Source organism: Myxococcus sp. MxC21-1, assembly GCF_032612255.1.
Taxonomy (GTDB): Bacteria; Myxococcota; Myxococcia; order Myxococcales; family Myxococcaceae; genus Myxococcus; species Myxococcus virescens.
Map to the genome: position 1 here is coordinate 750103 of NZ_CP123278.1, position 19476 is coordinate 769578.

The window sequence follows — 19476 nt, forward strand, 5'->3', positions numbered from 1 at the left end:
AGGTGCCCCGGCCTGGGTTGCCTACTCCATCAGCCGGGTCGCGCGGGAGGCCAATTCCTGCGCCTTCCCGCGATACGGCGGGAAGAACACCGAAGCCAGCGACTTCATCCACTGAACCATCACTGCCCGCTCATGGCTGAACGTCTTGAAGCCGAAATGGCCGTGGTAGTTCCCCAGGCCACTGGTTCCAACCCCTCCGAACGGGAGGTTGGGGTTCGCGAGGTGGACGAGCACGTTGTTCACCACCGCGCCACCCGACGTGGTGTTCTGGAAGATGTCTTCCACCGCCCGCTTGTCCTGGCTGAACACGTAGAGGGCCAAAGGCTTCCCGCCCGCGCGGATGTGTGCGTAGACCTCTTCACGGGACTGGAAGGTGAGCACCGGCAGCACCGGTCCGAAAATCTCGCCCTCCATCGCAGGGCTCTCCGCCGTCACGCCGGACAGCACGGTGGGCGCGATATAGCGCGAGGGCTCGTCCGTCTCCCCGCCCACCTCCAGCTTCGCTCCCGCGGCCACCGAGCGCTCGAGCAGGTCCTTCACCCGCCGCCACGCCACCGGGTCCACCAGCCGCGTCAGGTCAGGGCTCGCCTGCCGCTCCTGCTCGGTATCGCCGTAGAAGCGCGTGATGGACGCCTTGAGCGCGTCCAGGAACGCCCGCTCCTTCGACGCGTGCACGAACACGTAGTCCGGCGCCACGCACGTCTGGCCGCCGTTGACGAACTTGCCCCAGCACAGGCGCTCGGCAGCGGCGGCGACATCCGCCGTCTCATCGACGATGACGGGCGACTTGCCACCCAGCTCCAGCGTCACGCTGGCCAGGTGCTTCGCCGCGGCCTCCATCACCTTGCGGCCGATGCGCGTGTTGCCGGTGAAGAAGATGTGGTCGAAGGGCAGCTCCAGCAGCGCCTCCGCCGTCTCCGCGCCGCCTTCGAACAGCGCCACCTCGTTCTCGGGAAACACGTCCTTCACCAGCTGCGCCAGGAAGCGCGAGGTGTGTGGCGTCTTCTCGCTGGGCTTGCAGATGACGGTGTTGCCCGCGGCGATGGCGGCCACCAGCGGCGACACCAGCAGGTTGAAGGGGTAGTTCCACGGCGATAGCAGCAGCACCGTGCCGCGCGCCTCGTAGCGCACGTGGCTGGACGAGCCCGCCAGCAGCATCGGCGTGCCCACCCGCATGGGCTTCATCCACGACTTGAGGTGCCGCACCGTGTGGTTCAGCTCCTCCAGCGTGGGGTGCAGCTCCGTCAGCTCCACCTCCACCGCGGGCTTGCGGAAGTCCGCGTGGATGGCGTCCGCCAGCTCCGCGCGGCGGGCGATGATGGCTTCGCGCAGCCGCTTCAGCCGGGCGATGCGTTCGGAGGCCGTGGTGCGGGACATCGTCCAGCGGTGCGCGCGCTGGGCTTCGAACACCGCGCGGATGCGCTCGGTGTCCGCGGTGGGCTGCGTGTTGGCTTGAGACATTGCTTCGAGCATGGGGTTCTCCAGGGGTGGGAAAGGGGCCTCAGCGGGACTCCAATCCGCGAAGAAGGGTGGTGAGGGCCGTCGTCAGCTCGGCGGTGAAGTCGACGCGCAGCGGCGCGGTGGGGCAGTGCCTCCAGCACCTCGCGCGCCACCGGCGCCACGTCCGCCATCTGCCGCAGGCCCGTCACCAGCGCGTGCAGGTGGATGAAGAAGCGCGGGCCTTCTCCGGCATGGAGGAAGGGCAGCCGCTGCTCCACCCGCGTGCCCGCGCGGAGCAGCGCCGCCAGCAGCCGCTCCTTGAACGGGCGGAGCTGCTCGGCCGTCACGTTCTGCTCCAGCACCGTCTGCAGCAGCGCGAGCAGCCGCGTCAGGGCCTCCTCGCCCTCCAGCGACTCGGCCACCGTGCGCGCCAGCCGGGGTCCCGTCCAGGCCGACGTGTCCTCCGCCAGCAGCCCGTCCAGCCGGGCGAACCACGCGAAGAGCAGGTCCTCCAGCAGCGCCAGGAACAGCGCCTCCTTCGTGGGGAAGTAGAGGAACACCGTGCCCTTGGCCAGCATCGCCCGGCTGGCCACGTCCGCCATCTTCACCTCGGCATAGGACGTCGCCTGATACAGGGCCAGCGCCTCATCCAGGATGAGTTGCCGCCGTGCCTCCTTGTCCTCGTCCTTCCGAGCTCGCTGGGGCAGGGCCCGATTCGCCTTCGCCGCTGAGGTGCTGGCCATGGCTCATGGATGAATGACCCTCGGTCATTCGTCAAGTGACTGGAGGTCATTTGTCCGCCAGGTGGCGGGGTGAGGGCGTGTGTGTTGGAGTGTGTCCCATGCGTCCCATCGAGGCGGAGCTCCTGTCGGGCAGCGCGCTGTACCGGGAGGTGGTGTTGGAGAAGCTGCTCCACGCCCGGGAGTCGGTGTGGATGGCCACGGCCAACGTGAAGGCGATGTTCGTGGAGCACGGCGGCCGTTTCGTCCCGCTGGTGGACGTGCTGGACACGCTCGCCGCGCGTGGAGTGGCGCTGCGCCTGTTGCACGCGGAGCTGCCGAGCCGGCCCTTTCGCGCCGCCTTCGACCGGCAGGCGCGGTTGGTGGCGGGGGCTTGTCGCTCAAGGTCTGCCCGCGCGTGCACTTCAAGGCGGTGGTGGTGGATGGCGCGTGGGCATACCTGGGCAGCGCCAACCTCACCGGCGCGGGGCTGGGCGCCAAGGGCGACTCCGCGCGCAACTTCGAGCTGGGCTTCGTCACCGAGGACTTCGACGTCATCGACCGGGTGACGGCGCTCTACGAAGCGGTGTGGAGCGGCGCCGAGTGCAAGGCATGCAAGCTCCGCGCGGTGTGCCCCGACCCCATTCTGCCCGCAGGCAAGCGAGCGCCCACGCCGCGCCGTCCTCGCGCGGATGCCCCACGTCTGGGCAAGGCGCGCCGTCTCCAGCGGGGCGCGAAGGCCGCCAAGCGCTAGGTTGGTTGCACTGGTTTTGCAGTGTTTATTGCTGAATACTATCAAGTCGCCATGAAAGTGCGGGAATCAGTCTGAAAGCCCGCTGCGAGTAGGAACTCCCGGAGTCCCGGGCGCCAGGTAGCGCACCCCGCGAGGTGTCAAAGACTTGCGCGTCACCCGCTGAATCGCGCGCTCCTGCCTGACAACGTTTGGGAATGTTGAGCGCCTGTGGTGACTGGCAGGGATTGCCGGCTCCAGGGCGTGACTACTCCGGGACTTCGGACGTGCCCGCGACGGGGCCCTTGCCGGGGGCTCCGGCCACTTCCTCCATCAGGGCCTCGGCGGGTGGTGGCGTGCCGTCGCCCTGCGGCTGCTTCTGTCGGTCCCGCCACGCGCTGGGGGACTCGCCCACCAGCTTGCGGAAGAGGCTGCTGAAGTGCTGGAGCGAGGCGCAGCCCACCTCCACCGCCACCGCGGTGAGCTTCATGTTCGACTCGCGCAGCAGCGACTGCGCCATGCGCACCTGCACCGCGTTGAGCTCCGCCTGGAAGGACGTGCTGGCCTCCTTCAGCCGGCGTTGCAGCGTCCGTTCGGACATGCCCATCTCCCGGGCCACGTCCGACAGATTCACCTCCGGCAGCCGGCCCCGCATCACCTGGTGCAGCTCGCGCAGCAGGGGAGACTGGCCGGTGGCCTCCGCGACCAGTCCGTTGAGCTCCGCCAGCAGCGCCGCGGCCTCGGCCTCCGGCTGCCCCAACCACTGAAGGGCGGTGTCGGGAGCGGTGAAGGCCCGGCTGGGATAGGCCCCGGACAGCAGCGTGTAGAAGCCGCCCACCACCGCGCCCACCACGCCTTCAGGCCGCACCAGCGCCTGTTTCAGCACGGAGGTGCTGAAGTCCTTCTCGCGGGGCTGCATGTATTTGACCAGGGCGGCAAAGGCCATGGGGTCCGCGGCCTCCAGCCGGCGCGCGTCCACCAGCGAGGCATGCGGCTTGGCGGGGGACAACTCCACGTCCAGCACCTGGACGAGCCGGCGCACCTCGGCCTCTCCGGGACGTCCCCAGAGGATGAAGCCGCACAGGTCCTCCGAGGCGTACCAGTGGAGGAAGCCCTCCCCGACTAGGTAACGGCCGTGGGGGTCCCGGAGGTAATCTTCGACTCCGTCTGCCGATCGCACGGCTTGGCAGAATAGCGCTTCACCACCCGTGCCACCCACAACGGATTGATGGGGGAAAGCCCGGTCGTCAGCTCTGGACGGAGCCTGGACGTCCGAGCGAGGTCCTCGGTGAGGGCCGGAAGCTCGTACCAGGGCACCTGCGGCTTCAGGTGATGGGCCTGGTGGTAGCCCGCGTTGAAGAACCACCGGTTGTAGAAGGCGGAATAGGACGTGGTCCCCAGGGCGTCCTTCTGCTCGGAGTCCGTTTCGAAGTGGGCCGCCAGGTTGAGCCAGTGGATGCAGAACTGCGTCACCAGCAGCACCCCCCACCAGGCCAGGCCCAGCGCGGGCTTCCACACGATGACCGCCAGCAGCGCGCCGTCCACCACCAGGAAATCCACCGCCAGCTCTAGCCGCTGGTTCTTCTTCTTCGCCCACTGCCAGACCTGGCCCAGCGTCTCGTAGGGCCACAGCCACGGCGTCAGCGCCGAGCGCAGGCAGTAGCGGAAGACGCGCTCTCCGGGACGGCGGCGGCCCCAGTCGCCCGGGCCGTCATCGTACCGGTGGTGGTTGAAGTGGTGGATGAAGTAGCCCCGGTAGGGGAACCCACACGCCATGCCCAGCGCACGGGACACCACCCAGTGCGCCAGCGGAGGCCGGGCGATGGACACGTGCATGTGGTTGTGCAGGACGGCGTAGTTCCAGAAGCAGATGGCCCAGCCCAGCAGGCACATGGCCAGCCGCCCCACCCAGGGCAGCGCGTCCCAGCTCCAGATGAAGGCTGGGAACCACCCCCACCACAACGCATGAACCGCGAGCTGCGGCAGGTCGGCTGAAGGGGGCGGGGGGCGGGCGGGGGTCATGAAGCATTCAGTACGCCCCCCCAGCAGCGGCTGCTTCACTCCACGCGCCAAGCGCTTGCGCCAGGGCGCAATCCGTCCGGCCCCTCACCACCCTTCAAGTCCCAGCCAGGGTCTTCACCGCCCCGGCCGGGTCTCCGCTGTATCGCTACGTCTCGAGCGCGTTCGCCACCTGCCCCAACAGGCGAAGACGCGGTGCGTCCAGCTTGCGCACCGTGCGCAGCAGCCGGCGGACTTCCGGGCGCTCACGGTATTCCGGCGGGTCCTCCGCCAGCGTGGGCGCGCCTTCCACGCCCGCCATTCCCAAGAGCACGTCCGACGAGCAGTTGAGCACCAGGCACAGCTTGCGCAACGTGCGGACGCTGGGAAGCATGTGGCCGCGTTCCAGGCGGCCATACACCTCGGTGGCGATGCCAACGCGCTCGGCCACGTCGGCCTGGGTCAGCTCCAGCCGTTGTCGCGCCGCGCGGACCGCGTTTCCAATGAGGGTTGCCAGTCGTTGTTCCATGGCGTGCGGAAAACCTGTCGAAAAGAGGGCTTCGTCCCCCCGCATCCAGGCGGAGAGGCTCCGGGGAGAAGTGACGGCCGTTGGCTGCCTCGTGGAACACAGATTACGAGTGGGGTCTGACATTCCGGGGCTTCCGGGAGGGCCTGCTGGAGCGTCCGGAATCGAGCGCTTCAACCCCTTGAGACGGATGTGTCTCGCGCGGCCCGCTCGTGCGCGCGGAAGCCGAAAATTCGGCCTGCGCGGCGTTGTCAATGACTGCCCGGGACGCGCTGAAAAAAGCCCTGGTGTTTCCGTGGTTTACGAAGTGAGGACGTCTGACGTAGGGTGGGCCCCCCGGTAGGTACCGGGAATCCGGTGCAAACCCCCGGTGACTCGGATCCGCAGGCCGCGCCGCGTGCCTCGCGGGGAGGCTGTTGAGGTCGTGAGCGACGAGCGTCCGGACGCGCTGCTCAAGAGCGCACTCGAAAAGATCGTCTACTTCGAGGCGCGTGCCCAACAGCTCCACAGCGAGCTGGCTTCGACGCGCGATGAGATGGAGCACCTCAAGCGCGAGCTCGCGGAGACGCACCAGCGCGAGCTGGGCCTGCGCCGTGAGGTCGCGGAGCTGGAGGTCCGCGTGGGTCGGCTCCAGGCCGAACGCGAGGAGCTGGCCCGGCTCAACCAGGCCCTGCGCGGCGAGCGGAACCAGATGATGGACAAGCTGCTGGACGTGGGGCGCATCCGCGCCACCGCCCAGGAGCGCGACGACGAGGACGACGACCTGGGGCTCGACCTGGCGTCGTTCATCTCCCAGCTTCGCAGCGAGGTGCTGCTGCGCGGTGAGGGGGGCCGGTGGCCCGCGGGCTGGTGGTCCCCACGCGGCGCTCGCCGGGGCCGCTGCGTGAGACGGCGGCCAGTGTCCCCGTGACGCCGGCGCCGGTGAGCGAGCCGCCCGTGGCCGCTGTCGTCGAGGACGACGGCCTGTCACCGGTGGCGCGTGAGGCGCAGCGCTTCCTGCAGGCGGGCCGGTTGGGCGTGAGCGCGGCGCAGCACGCGGAGCTGTCCTCGCACGCGGGGTTCGGCGGGCCGACGGATGAGACGTTGTTCGGGTTCTCCATCCGCGAGCTGTCCGCGCAGGATGGCGCGGCCCGGGTGCGTGCCGCGGAGCGCCTGAAGGCGCTGTCACAGCCGGCCGCCGCGCCCGCGCTGGCGTCGGCGCTGCATGCGGAGACGGAGCCGACGGCGCAGGTGGCGCTGCTCCAGGCATTCGCGTCGCTGTGCCAGGAAGAGGGCGCGTCGGTGGTGTCGCCGCTGCTCGCGTCGCCGGTGCCGGAGGTGCGCATCGCGGCGCTCAAGGCGCTCCTGACGCTGGCGCCGAAGGACGCGGCGCCGCATCTGGCGCAGGCGATGAAGGACCCGGACCGCTCGGTGCGCCGCCGCGCGTCGCTGCTGGCGCTGGGCCTGGAAGGGGAGACGGCGCGGCGGCTGGGCGAGGAAGCCATCCACGACGCGGATCCGGAGGCGCGCGCGCTGGCCGCGCTGGCGCTCGGCGCTGGCGCTGGGGAGAACGCGCGCACGCTGCTGCTGGGCGCCTTGGGTGACCGTGAGCAGCGCGTTCGCAAGGCCGCCGCGCAGAGTCTGTCGCGCATCCTGGGGCAGGACGTCTCGGCCGTGGTGGACCTGGACGAGACGCACCGCCGCCGGGAGATTCGCCGGCTGGCGACGTTGCCCGTGAAGCCCGTACGGGCGCGGCTGGAGCAGCCTCGTCCGGTGGTGGCTTCGGTGCAGGCGGTCGCGCCGGCAGTGGCAGTGGCCGCGGTGGTTCCGGCGCCGGTGGCGGCGGTCGAGCAGCCCGCTCACGCGGTCGTCGCGGTGGGGGCTGCGAATCGGCAGGCCGTCACCGTGGGCCTCGCGCAGGGCGCGGGTCCGGTGGGGCCTGTGCAGGGGCGAGCGGGCCCCGTGGGAGCGCCGGTGGCTCCGACGCCCGCACCGACGCCACAGGCCGCCCCCGTGCAGCGTCCGCCCGCGTCGGTTCCGCAGACCGCCGCCTCCGCACCGCGTCCGCCCGCGCCACAGGCCGCCGCTCCCGTGCAGCGTCCGCCCGCGCCACAGGCCGCCGCTCCCGTGCAACGTCCGCCCGCGCCAGCCCCGCAGGCCACCCCAAACCATTCCAGCCCCGCGCAGGCTCCGCGCGTGCCGGCCGCTCGCCTGTCCCCCGTCCAAGCGGCCCTGGTGGCCATGGGCGCGGTGCCCGGGCAGGCCGCCCCCGCGCCGCGTGTTCCCGCCGCCGCCGCGGAGCCGTCCCGTCCGGCGGCCCCCGTGCGCCCCAGTGCGTCACCGGTGGAAGTCCTCTGCACGCAGATGCTGGCCGAGGTCCGCGTCGCCGTCCGAGGCCGCTCGCTCGTCGAGCTGGCGGTCGCGCTCTCGGCGCCCTCGGAGCTCGCCCAGGAGGCGCTCACTCTGTTGTCCGCACGGGGAGCGGTGATTCGAAGGGGGCACAAATACTTCGCCGCTTGAGGCAAGGTAGCCGTCCCGCACGTCTTTCGAAGGGTCGTCCATGGAAGCGCCGACGTACAGCTCCAAGCAGGTCGCCGAGATGCTCGGCGTGTCCCCGAAGCAGATTCCGGAGGAATCGCGGAAGGACGCCTACACGCCGGACGACATCTGGGAGCTGCGCACCACGCTCGACCGTTTCCCGGCGCGGGTGGGCCACCGCCGCCAGCTCTTCCTGAACTTCAAGGGCGGCACCGGCAAGACGTCGCTGTCCACGTCGTACGCCTGGCGCCTGGCGGAGCTGGGCTACGCGGTGCTCCTCATCGACCTCGACAGCCAGGGCCACGCCACCAAGTGCCTGGGCTACGAAGGCGAGGACTTCGAGAAGACGCTCCTGGACGTCCTGGTCCGCAAGACGCCCCTGGCCAAGGTCATCCAGAAGTCCTCGCTGCCCAACCTGGACTTCGTCCCGTCCAACCTGACCATGTCCACGGTGGACCTCGCGCTGATGCCCATGGCCGGCCGCGAGTTCAAGCTGCGCAACGCCCTCAAGGACGTGGAGGCCCAGTACGACGTCGTCGTCTTCGACGCGCCGCCGTCCTTCGGCCTGCTCAACCTCAACGCGCTGATGGCGGCGAACGACTTGTTCGTCCCCGTGCTCGCGGACTTCCTGTCCTTCCACGGCCTCAAGCTGCTGTTCGAAACGGTGCAGAGCCTGGAGGAGGACCTGAACCACGTGCTCGACCACGTCTTCATCGTGGTCAACTCCTTCAACGCCACCTTCAAGCTGGCGAAGGAGGCGCTGGAGGCGCTCCAGACGCACTATCCGGAGTTCCTGCTGCCCACCATCATCCGGCAGTGCACCAAGTTCGCGCAGGCCTCCAGCGAGGGGCGGCCGGTGTTCGTCGCGGACCCCTCGTCCAAGGGGGCCAACGACATCCAGGCCATGATTGACAACATCCTGCCCCGGCTGGTGGCCGCGGCAGCCGTCGCCCAGACGAAGGGCACCCAGCAGGCCGGCTGAGAACCATGAAGAAAGCCTTTGAACAGAACGTGTCCCGCGCCAAGCCGCGCCTCCGCCTGGGCGCGCTGACGGGCCTCGTCGACCCCGTCGAGCCCACGCCTCCCGAGCCCGAGGCCGAAGCGGCCCCCGAGCCCGTCGCCGAGGCCCCCGACCTCTCCGCCGAGGTGCGCGCCCGCATCGAGCGCGCCCGCAGCCCGCGCCCCAGCGCCGCCGAGGCGATGGACGCCGCCCTGCGCGAGCCGGACGACGCGCCCGTCTACGAGGAGCCGCCGCAGGAGCCCGAGGCGGTCGCCGACGCGCCCGTGACGTACGGGGCTCCGCCGGAGGCAGAGGCGGAGGCGTTGCTCGACACCGAGCTGCACGCCGAGCCCGTCACCTTCGCCGCGCCGCCTCCGACGCTGCACTTCGACGCCGTCAGTCCTCCTCCGGAGGCGCACCCCATGACGCAGGCCTCGGCTCCCGTGTCCATGCCGCACGTCACCGCCACCGTCGCGGAGCCGGTGGCCCGTGTCGAAGCGCCGCCCACCGAGGTGGAGGTGCAGCGGCCGGCCCCGCCGCGCGAGGACGGGCAGGACTCCTCGGCCCGCCGTGAGCGACTGAAGGCCCGGCTCAAGGCGGTGCGGGAGAATCCGCGTCCGGAGCCGCTGCCCGCCACCGTGGCGGAGGCGGGTCAGCGCGCCGTGGAGCGCATCACCCACCTCCAGGCGGAGCTGGTGAAGGTGAAGGCGCTCAACCTCTCCCTCACACAGGACCTGGAAGTGTCGCGCCGTCAGGCGGAGAAGGCCACGGAAGAGGCCCGCCTGCGCATGGACGAGGCGCGCCGCCTGTCCTCGGAGATGGAGGGCCGGGTGAAGCTGCTGGCCGACCTGGAGCGCGAGCTGTCCGCGCTGGAGGGCGAGCGCGACGAGGCGCTGCTGTCGCTCCAGGAGACGCGGCAGGCGCTTCAGGCCGCTGCCAAGGAGCGCGAGGCCCTGGAAGAAGAGGTCGCCCGCGGCAAGCAGTCCCTGGTGGACAGCCTGGCCGAGGAGGAGCGGCTCGCCGGTGAGCTGGAGTCCGCCAAGGACGAGTCCATGTCGCTGCAGCGCGCGGTGGAAGCGCTCCAGGGAGAGCGCGACGTGCTGGCCCAGCAGGTGGCCTCGCTCACCGCCGAGCGCGCCGAGCTGCTCGAGGCGCGCAAGGCCCTGGAGTCGGTGCACCGGGCCCTGAGTCAGGCCACGGTGCGCTGAAGCCGCCCGGCTACTTCCCGTCCTTCGCCACGCCGCGTGCGTCGTTTCCACCGCGCACGGCGGCGAAGGCGGGGCTGAGCGGCGGCGAGCGGAGCCCTTCGGTGGCCAGTCCACTGAAGGCGCCAGCCGGCTGCTTCAGTGCCTGGACGTGCGCGAGGATGTTGCGCCGGCGCTCGTCCTTCCCCGGGTGGTTGGCGAAGGTGCTGCCCCCGTCCTTCGTCTTGGCCAGCAGGGCGAGGTAGTCGTCCGGCGTGTAGCCCGCGGAGAGCATCAGCTCGACGGCGATCCGGTCCGCCTCCAGCTCCTGCTCCTTGGCGTTCCCCTTGTCGGTGAGGTCGATGGTCTTCTCGCTCAGGTGGCCCAGCAGGCCCGGGTCCTGGTCCAAATCCAGCGTCCCATCGCCATTGCGGCCCGCGGAGAGCACCTTCACCGCGGTGGGGGAGAGCACGGCCTCGCCGTAGGTGACCAGCTCGCACGTCTTCACCTTCGCGTCGCCGTACTGGTGGATGGCGTGCTTGAGCGTGACGTGGGCGATTTCGTGCGCCAGCACGCCGGCCAGCTGTCCTTCGTTCTCCAGTCCCTGGAGCAGCTTCCGGGTGACGAAGACGTAGCCACCGGGAGCGGACGTCGCGTTGAACTGGGACGTGTCCTGGAGCACGCCGAAGGTCCACTCGAGCGTGGGCCGCGCGGATTGCGCCGCCAGGTTCTTCCCCACGACGTTGACGTAGCGGTGGAGCGCGTCGTTGGGGCCGTCCAGCAGCAGCCCGCCACCCCGCCGCACGTAGTTGATGGCCAGCGCGCCGCCCAGGGCGTACTCCTCCTGCACGCTGGGGGCGGCGCGCAGCTTCTTGCACGTCTTGGCTTCCGCGGACGCGGCGCTCAGCTTCCCCAGGAGGTTCTCACCCCGGGTGAGCGAGGACGCATTGAAGCCCTTGCAGGACGCCGTCAGCGCGCCCAGACCCACCAACGCGAGCACCTTCCAGCCCGTTCGCATCATCGGTTGCCGCTCCGCTTGTTCGTCCCGGCCTTCGCGACCGTGTCGCTGGCGCCCACCACTGGGAAGAGCCCCGCCGCCGTCACGTGCGCGGCGATGTCCGCCGTGGATACGGACTTCGCCAGCGTCTCCAGCGCCTGGATGTCCCGCACGGCCTTGCCGTGGTCGCCGCCCTTGTCCTTGCCGTACTGCTCCGCGCCCGGGCTGAGCGCCTTCACCGCGGCGCCACTGGCGACGAACTTCTTCGGGTCCACCTGCTGGGTGCCATTCCCTTGCGTCACCAGCTCCATGTTGGGCGGCGTGGTGGACAGGTTCGTCTGGAACACGAACCCCTTCTTCCCGGTGGCCGTGGTCACCCGGTGCCACTGCTTGTGCTTCGCATCCGCGCCGCCCCATGTCACCCGCTCTCCGGGCTGGAGCACCGCCACGGCGTTGTCCGAGCCGGACGGACTCGCCTGCACGCGCGTGTTCTTCGCCTTCACGTACAGCGGCTCGCCGACCTTCACGGCCGACGCCCCCGCCGGAATCGCCAGCGCCAGCAGGGCGGTGGTCCACGCCACCCGCGTCTTCATCCCCATGTCTCCCCGACTCCTTTCCGCACCGCTCACTTGTCCAGGTTCGCCACGCCGTCGAAGTCCTGCGGCGGCGCCTTCACATATCGTTGACAGCGCTCCAGCAACGCCTGCGTGGGCCCGTCCTCCGGGTCCTCCGCGCGGCGCGCATTCAGCACCGCTGCTGCTTCTTCGAACCGCGCCGCGCGGTAGAGCGCCAGCGCCGCGTGATATCGCTCCACCGTCTCCCGCTTGCGCGCGTCCAGCCCGCCCTTGAGCGCGAGCAATTCGTACACGGTGACGGCCTCCGTCTTGCCCGCCACGCGCACCCGGTCCAGCTCCCGCACCTCGATGTGCTCGCGCGCCAGCTCGTACGTGCGCGGGCCAATCATGATGACGGAGCCATAGGCCTTGTTCGCGCCCTCCAGCCGCGCGGCCAGGTTCATCCCGTCGCCAATCGCGGTGTAGCTGAAGAGCTGCTCGCTGCCGAAGTTGCCCACAAAGTTGACCGCGGTGTTGACGCCGATGCGTGTGTACATGTCCGGCAGCCCCTGGGCGCGGAACTCGTCGCGCAGCCGGTCCACCGCCGCCTTCGCCGCGAGCGCGCCCTTGCAGCCGCGCAGCGCGTGGTCCGCCTGTCGCATCGGCGCGCCGAAGAGACACACCACGGCGTCACCGATGTACTTGTCCAGGCACCCACCTTCCTTCAGCAGCGCCGCGCTCACCCGCGTCAGATACGTATTGAGCAGGCGCACCAGGTTGCGCGGGTCGTCCTTGAAGCGCTCGCTGAAGGTGGAGAAGCCTCGGATGTCGCTGAAGAAGGCGGTGATTTCGACATTCTCCCCATCCAGCCGGGGCAGCTCGCGCTGGGCAATCATCTGCTCCACCAGCTTGGGCTCCATGAAGCGGCTGAAGGCCTGCCGGATGAAGGCCGCCTCCTCGTTGGCCACCAGGTGGTTGAAGGCCACGGCGCTGACGCTGGCCAGCACGCCCGCCAGCGCGGGCAGGGCGGTGAGCACGTAGGTGTGCGTCAGTCCAAGGACGGGGCCCGTCACCCAGCTCATGCCGGCGTAGAGCCCCAGCGGCCACACAATCTCCAGCGGCGTCCAGCGCGTCGTCATCAGCAGCACCACCGACACGAAGGCCACCGCGAAGACGAGCGCCAGACTCACCCCCAGCGGTGCGCGGGTGATGAAGCGGCCGTTGCCCAGGAGCGTGTCCAGCACCGCCGCCTGTTTCACCACGCCGGGCTCATGCGACGAGAAGGACGTGGCCTTGACGTCGTTGAGGCCCACCGCGTTGCCGCCAATGATGACCACCTTGCCGCGGAAGACGTCCGGCGGCAGCCCCGTGGCTTGGCCCTGGCCCCGGTGCACCCACGCGTCGAGCACGGAGATGAGCGGAACGCTGGTGAAGCGGTCATGCAACTGCCCGCCGAAGTCGATGCCAGCGCTGCCATCCGCATCCACGGCGTAGGTGCGCGAGCCCAGGCGCAGCGTGCGCCCGGAGAACTCGATGGCGCTGGCGCCCAGCAGGCCCGCGGCCACGCGCACCGGCAGCGTCGCGAAGGCATTGGGACCATCCGAATAGACGAAGCGCGTGCGGCGCATGAAGCCGTCGGCGTCCGACTCCGGCTCCACCAGCCCGAAGCCATCCACCGCGCCCACCAGCACGGGAATGGGCGGCACCGGGTGGCTGGGGAGCCGCTCTCCCGAGGACGTCGCGTAATCCAGCGCGGGCAGCGTCCGGCCGTCCGCGCGCACCGGAAACGCGATGGCCCGGGCAAGCTGCTCGGGAGAAGCGGAGGGAAGGACCGCCTCCAGGGCGCCGTCCTCGAACGTCTCCGCGTCGGCTTCCTCCGGGAAGGTGTCCTCCACCTGAGTGGGGCCATCCACCACCACCGCCGCGCCGAAGTCAGCGGGGGGCAGCAGCGGCGCGTTCGAGTGGGTGGAGACCCCCAGGTAGAAGGGGATGGACGTCTCCTGGAGCACCTGCGCGAAGGCCAGGTCCATGGACTCGTCCGTGCCGCGCTCGTCCATGACGGCGTCGAACACGATGGCCCGAGCACCCTCGGCTTCCAGCTGTTCCACCACGCGCGCCCAGAGGTTGCGGCTGTAGGGCCAGCTTCCGAAGTTGAGCGCGTACTGTTCGTTGGCGCGGATGCGCTCCAGGCTTGGCTGGTCGATGGTGACCAGCACCACCTGGGATGACACCTCGCGCCGCTCGGTGAATCGCGTGACGACGGTGTCGTACGCCGTGCGCTCCGCTTCCTCCAGCAGGCCGCCCAGCTTCGCGTCGAAGTGAAGGCAGACGGCGGCCAGCGTGGTGGCCAGCACCGCCACGCCCAGCATCAGCCGCCAGTGGTTCTGCCACCGTGAACGGACCGTCTTCCAGCGCTCGCCTGCCACGTCCCCCTCTTGCGAAGCGTGCCGGAGTGGACACTACCCCAGCAGCAGGGGCGTGGGCAGTCACCTCGCATGTTTCGGTGTGTCGACCGTGCATTCACGGAGAAACCGGTGACGCCCGAGGATGGCCCCGGCAGGCATCCAGGCGGGCCACTGGCGCCTCTGACGTCACCCTTCCGGAAACCCGTGGACCGTTTGCCACATGTCGGTGCCGTCCGGACCTTTGCACTCAGTTCGACACGGATTTTCGCTTTCAAGGAGTCAGACGTGGCCCTGGATATCCTCCAAGAAAAAGGCGTTCCGCTCGACAAGCAGGTCTTCACCTGGAAGGACCTGGTCCGGCGCCCCTACAGCAAGCTGGATGACGACGCCTTCACCCGCGTGTGCGTCATCTACATGAACGGCATCATGGCGGACGCACTGCGGACCAAGCATGCCTTCGCGCGCATGAACCGCGAGCTGCGGGAGCCGCTGGCGTTGATTCGCCGCGTGGAGCAGTACGAACAGACGCTCATCAACTGGCTCAATCCTCCGGACCAGACGCCGCTGGAGACCACCCTGGGCTTTGAACAGGTCGCCATCGAGGTGACGGCCAGCGTGGCCCTGCGCGAGCCCGACCCCTACCTGGCCCAGACGTACCGGTTCGGTCTGCTCGAGGACTTTGACCACCTGTATCGCTACTCCGCGCTCTACGACCGGCTGGAGGGGAAGGACCCCAACAACATCACCCAGTCGTACACGGACATCATCCCTGGGCGGCCGACCTCCGTGGAGCATCGCCATCCGTTGGATGACCTGCGCCGTCCCTACGACAAGCGCACGGCGCACCCGCTGACGAAGCTCCACGCGATGAGCATCACCGCGGCGGAGAACCAGACGCACGACTACTACATGACGGTCGGCCCGTTCTTCAGTGACCCGGTGGCCCGCCAGCTCTACGCGGAGATTGCCTCCATCGAGGAGCAGCACACCTCCATGTACGAGTCGCTGCTGGACCCGGGCGAGTCCATGCTGGAGAAGTGGCTGATGCACGAGGCCTGCGAGGTCTACAACTTCTACTCGTGCGTGGCCTTCGAGAAGAACTCGCGCATCAAGGAGATATGGCAGCGCTTCCTGGACTACGAGCTGGGACAGCTCCACTACGTGAAGGAAATCTTCCAGAACGTGGAGAAGCGTGACGCGGCGGAGGTGCTCCCCAGCACGCTGCCGGAGCCCATCGGCTTCAAGGAACACCGCGACTTCGTTCGCAAGACACTGAATCAAGAGGAGGACATGGCCTCCAACGGACAGGACTACGTGCGGCTGGCGGACCTGCCGCGCGACCACCGCTCGTACATCTGGCGCGACCAGCTCAACTCCGACGGCTCCCCGTCCGAGACAGTGGCCGCTGGCTACAAATGGATTCCGGGCACGGAGCTCGCCGCGCGCACGCCGCGCATGGGCTCCACGTTCGAGGGAAAGAAGGTTCACTGACATGAAGACGACGACCAGCGACATGGGGCGCAACCGGACGGGCGTGGCCACCTCACCCATCGACAGCGCGGACATCACCCAGGAAGCGGAGAAGCATCAGCCCAGCCACCTGGGAGACGGCTCGCTCCTCCTCCAGGTCCGGCAAATCTACGCGCGGGAATCCGAAGGCCTGGGCAGCGTGCCGCCGCCAGTCAGCCTCAAGGGCGTGGCGAAGACGGCGGTGGACGCGCTCAAGGGCTCCAAGCCCACCGTCTTCATCGACAAGCTGGGAGAGCGGCTGGCCTTCGAGCGCAGCGGGACCCGGCTCTACGAAGGCGCACTCGCCAAGTTCGACGTCTACGGCAGCTGGGAAGGAGGGCCCACGCGTGAGGGCCTGGAGAAAATCTACAACGACGAGCTGTCCCACTTCCTCATGCTCACCGAGGCCCTGAAGTCACTGGGCGCCGACCCCACGGCGATGACGCCCAGCGCGGACGTCGCAGCGGTGGTGTCCCAGGGCCTGCCGCTGCTCATCGCGGACCCGCGAGCCAACCTGCGCCAGTCATTGGAAGCGCTGCTGGTGGCGGAGCTGGCGGACAACGCCGGCTGGGAGATGCTCATCGAGCTGGCCCGCGACCTGGGCCATGACACGCTGGCGGACCGCTTCCAGCTCGCGCTGGATTCGGAGGTGCAGCACCTCCTCTGGGTGCGTGGCTGGCTGGCCGCGGGCGTGAGCGTGGAGGCGCGCGGGGCACCTGCCCGCGAAGAGCGCGCGGGCACGCAGCCGCGGGTGTGACGCTCAGAACGACGAGCCCGGCTCCTGGAGGAAGACGGTCTCCTCCGGAGTCGTCGGCCGTCCCAGCGTCACGTTGCGATGCGGGAAGCGGCCGAAGCGCTGGATGATGTCCCGGTGTTGCCGGGCATAGTCGAGCGCTTCCCGGCTGTCCGCGTGATAGAGCGCGAGCACCTCGAAGAGGGCCACGGACAGCCGCTGGTCGTTGACGGACTCGCTGTGCTCGAAGGGCAGGTACATGAACCACCGCCACAGCGGCGGCAGGGCCATGTCCAGGCCTCGCGCCAATCCGTGCCGGGCCACCTCGCGCGCCCGCGCGTCCGAGGCGAAGGCCTGGGGCGTGCCGCGGAAGAGATTGCGCGGGAACTGGTCCAACAGCAGGAGCAGGGCCACGCAGCTGCGAGGCTCGTCCCGCCAGTCGTCCAGCTCGCCCTCGGCGGCGCGCTCGACGGCGGGCAGGAAGCGGCGCCGGCATTCATCATCGAAGGCTTCGTCCCGCAGGAACCACCGCTCACGTGGCTGCCCGAACCAGAAGCTCAGGATTTCCTCTGCGCTCGCCATGAGACGCCTCTTCGTCAACGAGGGGAAGCCGCCTTGTACACCGGCGCCAGCCGGGGTGGCGGCTGGGTGGCGTCGGTACCACCTTCCACCCGACACTGGCGGGTGCTCCGCCAAAGGAGGACGCGGATGGACTGGACGCTGGAGCCGACGACACGAAACGTGCCTGACCCGGTGCGGCGCACGGCGCTCAACCCCACGCTGCGCAAGGAGTCCGTGGTGGCGCTGGGGGTCTTCGGCGCTCTGGCGTTTGGCGCGGCGGCCCTGGGCGCTCGCGTCAGCTCGGCGGACACGCGCTGGTACCGGCGTCTGCGCAAGCCCTCGTTCCAGCCGCCACCGAAGGTCTTCGGCCCGGTATGGACGGTGCTGTATGGCCTCATCGCCCTGTCGGGTTGGCGTGTATGGACGGCGCCCGCGGGCGCGGCCCGCTCCCAGGCCCTGGCCTGGTGGGGCATCCAGATGGGATGCAACGCCGCCTGGTCCTGGCTCTTCTTCGGCAGGCACCAGCCGCGCCGCGCCCTGGCGGACAACCTGGCGCTGCTGGCCAGCGTGACGGCGTATGTCGCCGTCACCAAGGATGTGGACCGCCCCGCGGCCTGGATGGTGGTGCCGTACCTGGGCTGGGTGGGCTTCGCCAACGTGCTCAACGCCGAAATCGTCCGCCTCAACCCCTGAGCCACCCTAGTTGCGCAGCTTCGACGGTTTGGGCGGGTTCATCGCCAACACGGTGGCGAAGTAGCGGGCCTGGCTCTCCGTGGTGCAGCGCACCTCCTGGATGCGTCCGCCCACCTTCACGCGGACGAGCCAGCCTTCATTGTCACGAGTCCAAGCAGGCGTGTCGGTCGTCATGGTCATCCTCCCTCGAAGTGCATCCTCCGCCTTTCGATAGAGCAGCCGCCATGCCAGCGCCGGAAGCGTGCGAATCCAGGCGCTTCCCCAGGCCTCCTGGCCAATGGAAGACACCCACACCTGTCATTTTTGCGGAAGGCGGGGTGGCGGAGTTTCAGTGGATGAGCTGTCCGGGTTCCTCGACGTTCGGCTGCACGGGAGCGCTCGCCATCAACGGCAGGGCGACATGGAAGGTGGAGCCATGGCCTGGCTCGCTCTCCACCCAGATGCGCCCGCCGTGGCGCTCGACGATGTCCCGGCTGATGTAGAGCCCCAGCCCCAGTCCCCCGAAGGAATGGGCGGAGGCGTTGCGCGCCCGGAAGTACCGGTCGAAGAGCAGCTTCTGCTGGTCCGGCGGGATGCCGATGCCTTCGTCGGAGACAGACAGGAGCGCCAGCCCGCCGCGCTGGCGCAAGCTCACGCGCACGGTGCCTCCATTCGGGCTGTACTTGAACGCGTTCTCCACCAGATTGGCGAGCACCTGCTCCATCCGGAAGGGGTCCACGCTCACCTGCACGGGCTGCTCGGGCGCGTCGAACCGCACGGTGTGGTCGCCGCGCTGGGGCTCGAGCTCATGGAGGACGTGCTCCACCAGTCCTTCCAGCCGGGTGGCCTCCCGGTGAAGGGCCAGTCGTCCCGCCTCGATGCGTGAGGAGTCCAGCAGGTCGTTGATGAGGCTGGTGATGCGCAAGAGGTACAGGCGCGCCTGACGCAAGGTGGACGACTCCACGCGCTCGCCACGCGCCAGCCGGCGCTCCAGCGTGGCCAGCCGGATGCTCAGCGGGGTGAGGGGGGTCTTCAGCTCGTGCGAGGCGATGGACAGGAAATCGTCGCGCACGCGGATGGCCTCTTGGGCCTCGCGGTACAGGCGCTCGCGCTCGCTCTCCGCGCGGCGGCGCTCGGAGATGTCCTCGACGATGCCAATGCCGCCCTCCACCTGTCCGGCCGCGTTGAAGCAGGGGGCGAAGCGGATGTGGACCGGCGTCTTCTTGCCGGAGGTGATGGCGCGGTACTCGCCTTCGTAGTCGCAGGTATGTCCCGCCAGCGTCTCCCGGACGCAGTGGAGGATGCTCTCGTCCCGGAGCGACAGGAGGTTGAGGCCCACCATCAAGCGCTTGGGCGAGCCGATGATGCTCACGAACAGCTCGTTGCACGCGATGACGATGGCGTCCAAGTCGAAGTAGATGATGCCCAGGGGCGCGTGCTCCACGACGGCGCGGAAGAGCGCGTCGCCGGGAACGCTCTCCGAATCGCTTCCGTGCAGCGTGCGCTCCACGGGCTCGGCCAGGGTGTCGACGACCTCGTGCAGGCGGCGGAAGTTGAGGACGATGCGCTCATCCCGGCCCTTGCCGGAGGCGCCCACCGTCAGTTCCACCATGATTTCAGCGCCGTCCTTGCGACGCGCGAGCACCCGGGTCGCTCGCCCTCCGAGCGCGGCCCGCCGGGAGAGCAGGTGGCGCAGCAGGCTCTCGCCTTCGTGGCGGTGCAGCCGCTGGGGAAAGAGCCGGGACGCCGGCTGGCCGATGAGCTCCTCACGCGTCCATCCCAGCAGGCGCTCCGCGGCGGCGTTGAGAAAGCAGACGTTCTCACCGGCGTCGCAGGCCACGAAAGGGTCCACGGCGGCATCCAGCCACGCGCTGAGTTCGTCGATGCCTGAGGCCATGCTCTCCTCGGAAACCCGCTGGTTATCGTTGCCA

Annotated in this window: 15 protein-coding genes and 3 pseudogenes; 7 read left to right on the plus strand and 11 right to left on the minus strand. The window is 69.4% G+C overall.

All coding sequences use genetic code 11. From position 1 onward, the window contains the following. Positions 1–21: 21 nt before the first annotated feature. Entirely contained in the window at positions 22–1473 is a 1452-nt protein-coding gene (locus QEG98_RS03615; protein ID WP_316565759.1) for an aldehyde dehydrogenase family protein, read from the minus strand. Positions 1474–1501: 28 nt separating this feature from the next. Beyond that, positions 1502–2183 (minus strand): annotated as a pseudogene (locus QEG98_RS03620) (TetR family transcriptional regulator). A 98-nt stretch (positions 2184–2281) separates the two neighbouring features. On the opposite strand from QEG98_RS03620, the pseudogene QEG98_RS03625 reads away from it, so the two are divergent. Further along, positions 2282–2913, plus strand: a pseudogene (locus QEG98_RS03625) (phospholipase D-like domain-containing protein). Between the two features lie 244 nt (positions 2914–3157). Here the strand turns inward: QEG98_RS03625 and QEG98_RS03630 are convergent. From QEG98_RS03630 to QEG98_RS03640, 3 genes are all read right to left on the minus strand, one after another. Beyond that, a complete protein-coding gene (locus QEG98_RS03630) occupies positions 3158–3931 on the minus strand; it encodes a helix-turn-helix transcriptional regulator (RefSeq protein WP_316567820.1) in 774 nt (257 codons plus the stop codon). A gap of 80 nt (positions 3932–4011) precedes the next feature. Beyond that, on the minus strand, positions 4012–4911 hold the full coding sequence (locus tag QEG98_RS03635) for a fatty acid desaturase (protein ID WP_316565760.1): 900 nt from the start codon (positions 4909–4911) through the stop codon (positions 4012–4014). A 145-nt stretch (positions 4912–5056) separates the two neighbouring features. After that, positions 5057–5416, minus strand: a complete 360-nt coding sequence (locus QEG98_RS03640; RefSeq protein ID WP_026114223.1) for a helix-turn-helix transcriptional regulator — start codon at positions 5414–5416, stop codon at positions 5057–5059. Between the two features lie 367 nt (positions 5417–5783). Here QEG98_RS03640 and QEG98_RS03645 point away from each other — a divergent pair. From QEG98_RS03645 to QEG98_RS03655, 3 genes and pseudogenes are all read left to right on the plus strand, one after another. Then, positions 5784–7912, plus strand: a pseudogene (locus QEG98_RS03645) (HEAT repeat domain-containing protein). Positions 7913–7952: 40 nt separating this feature from the next. After that, complete coding sequence (locus QEG98_RS03650) at positions 7953–8912, plus strand: ParA family protein (RefSeq protein ID WP_090486128.1); 960 nt, start codon at positions 7953–7955, stop codon at positions 8910–8912. Between the two features lie 5 nt (positions 8913–8917). Beyond that, positions 8918–10138, plus strand: coding sequence for an extensin-like protein (locus tag QEG98_RS03655; RefSeq protein ID WP_316565761.1), 1221 nt, complete (start codon positions 8918–8920; stop codon positions 10136–10138). A 10-nt stretch (positions 10139–10148) separates the two neighbouring features. Here QEG98_RS03655 and QEG98_RS03660 read toward each other — a convergent pair whose 3' ends face one another. Genes QEG98_RS03660 through QEG98_RS03670 form a run of 3 tightly spaced genes read right to left on the minus strand, consistent with a single transcriptional unit; the run spans position 10149 to position 14091 of the window. After that, the gene (locus tag QEG98_RS03660) at positions 10149–11135 is read right to left on the minus strand and encodes a M48 family metalloprotease (protein ID WP_316565762.1); all 987 of its coding nucleotides are present in this window, start codon (positions 11133–11135) and stop codon (positions 10149–10151) included. After that, the gene (locus QEG98_RS03665; RefSeq protein ID WP_194863009.1) at positions 11132–11710 is read right to left on the minus strand and encodes an SH3 domain-containing protein; all 579 of its coding nucleotides are present in this window, start codon (positions 11708–11710) and stop codon (positions 11132–11134) included. The genes QEG98_RS03660 and QEG98_RS03665 overlap by 4 nt, the downstream gene beginning before the upstream one ends. A gap of 26 nt (positions 11711–11736) precedes the next feature. After that, positions 11737–14091: an adenylate/guanylate cyclase domain-containing protein gene (locus tag QEG98_RS03670; RefSeq protein ID WP_316565763.1), complete on the minus strand. Its 2355-nt coding sequence runs from the start codon at positions 14089–14091 to the stop codon at positions 11737–11739. A gap of 264 nt (positions 14092–14355) precedes the next feature. Between QEG98_RS03670 and QEG98_RS03675 the strand changes: the two genes are divergently transcribed. Both QEG98_RS03675 and QEG98_RS03680 read left to right on the plus strand, forming a co-directional pair. After that, positions 14356–15561, plus strand: coding sequence for a hypothetical protein (locus QEG98_RS03675; protein ID WP_316565764.1), 1206 nt, complete (start codon positions 14356–14358; stop codon positions 15559–15561). Between the two features lies 1 nt (position 15562). Beyond that, positions 15563–16336 (plus strand): ferritin-like domain-containing protein, encoded by a 774-nt coding sequence (locus QEG98_RS03680; RefSeq protein ID WP_141591755.1) that lies wholly within the window; start codon positions 15563–15565, stop codon positions 16334–16336. 3 nt (positions 16337–16339) lie between these two features. Here QEG98_RS03680 and QEG98_RS03685 read toward each other — a convergent pair whose 3' ends face one another. Continuing rightward, positions 16340–16894 carry a DUF924 family protein gene (locus QEG98_RS03685; RefSeq protein WP_316565765.1) on the minus strand — a complete coding sequence of 185 codons (555 nt, stop codon included), beginning with the start codon at positions 16892–16894 and terminating at the stop codon, positions 16340–16342. 102 nt (positions 16895–16996) lie between these two features. Between QEG98_RS03685 and QEG98_RS03690 the strand changes: the two genes are divergently transcribed. Further along, positions 16997–17566, plus strand: coding sequence for a TspO/MBR family protein (locus tag QEG98_RS03690; protein WP_090487035.1), 570 nt, complete (start codon positions 16997–16999; stop codon positions 17564–17566). A 6-nt stretch (positions 17567–17572) separates the two neighbouring features. On the opposite strand, the gene QEG98_RS03695 is transcribed toward QEG98_RS03690, so the two are convergent. Both QEG98_RS03695 and QEG98_RS03700 read right to left on the minus strand, forming a co-directional pair. Further along, positions 17573–17740: a hypothetical protein gene (locus QEG98_RS03695; RefSeq protein WP_162295036.1), complete on the minus strand. Its 168-nt coding sequence runs from the start codon at positions 17738–17740 to the stop codon at positions 17573–17575. Between the two features lie 154 nt (positions 17741–17894). Next, positions 17895–19442 (minus strand): sensor histidine kinase, encoded by a 1548-nt coding sequence (locus QEG98_RS03700; RefSeq protein ID WP_316565766.1) that lies wholly within the window; start codon positions 19440–19442, stop codon positions 17895–17897. Between the last annotated feature and the right edge of the window lie 34 nt (positions 19443–19476).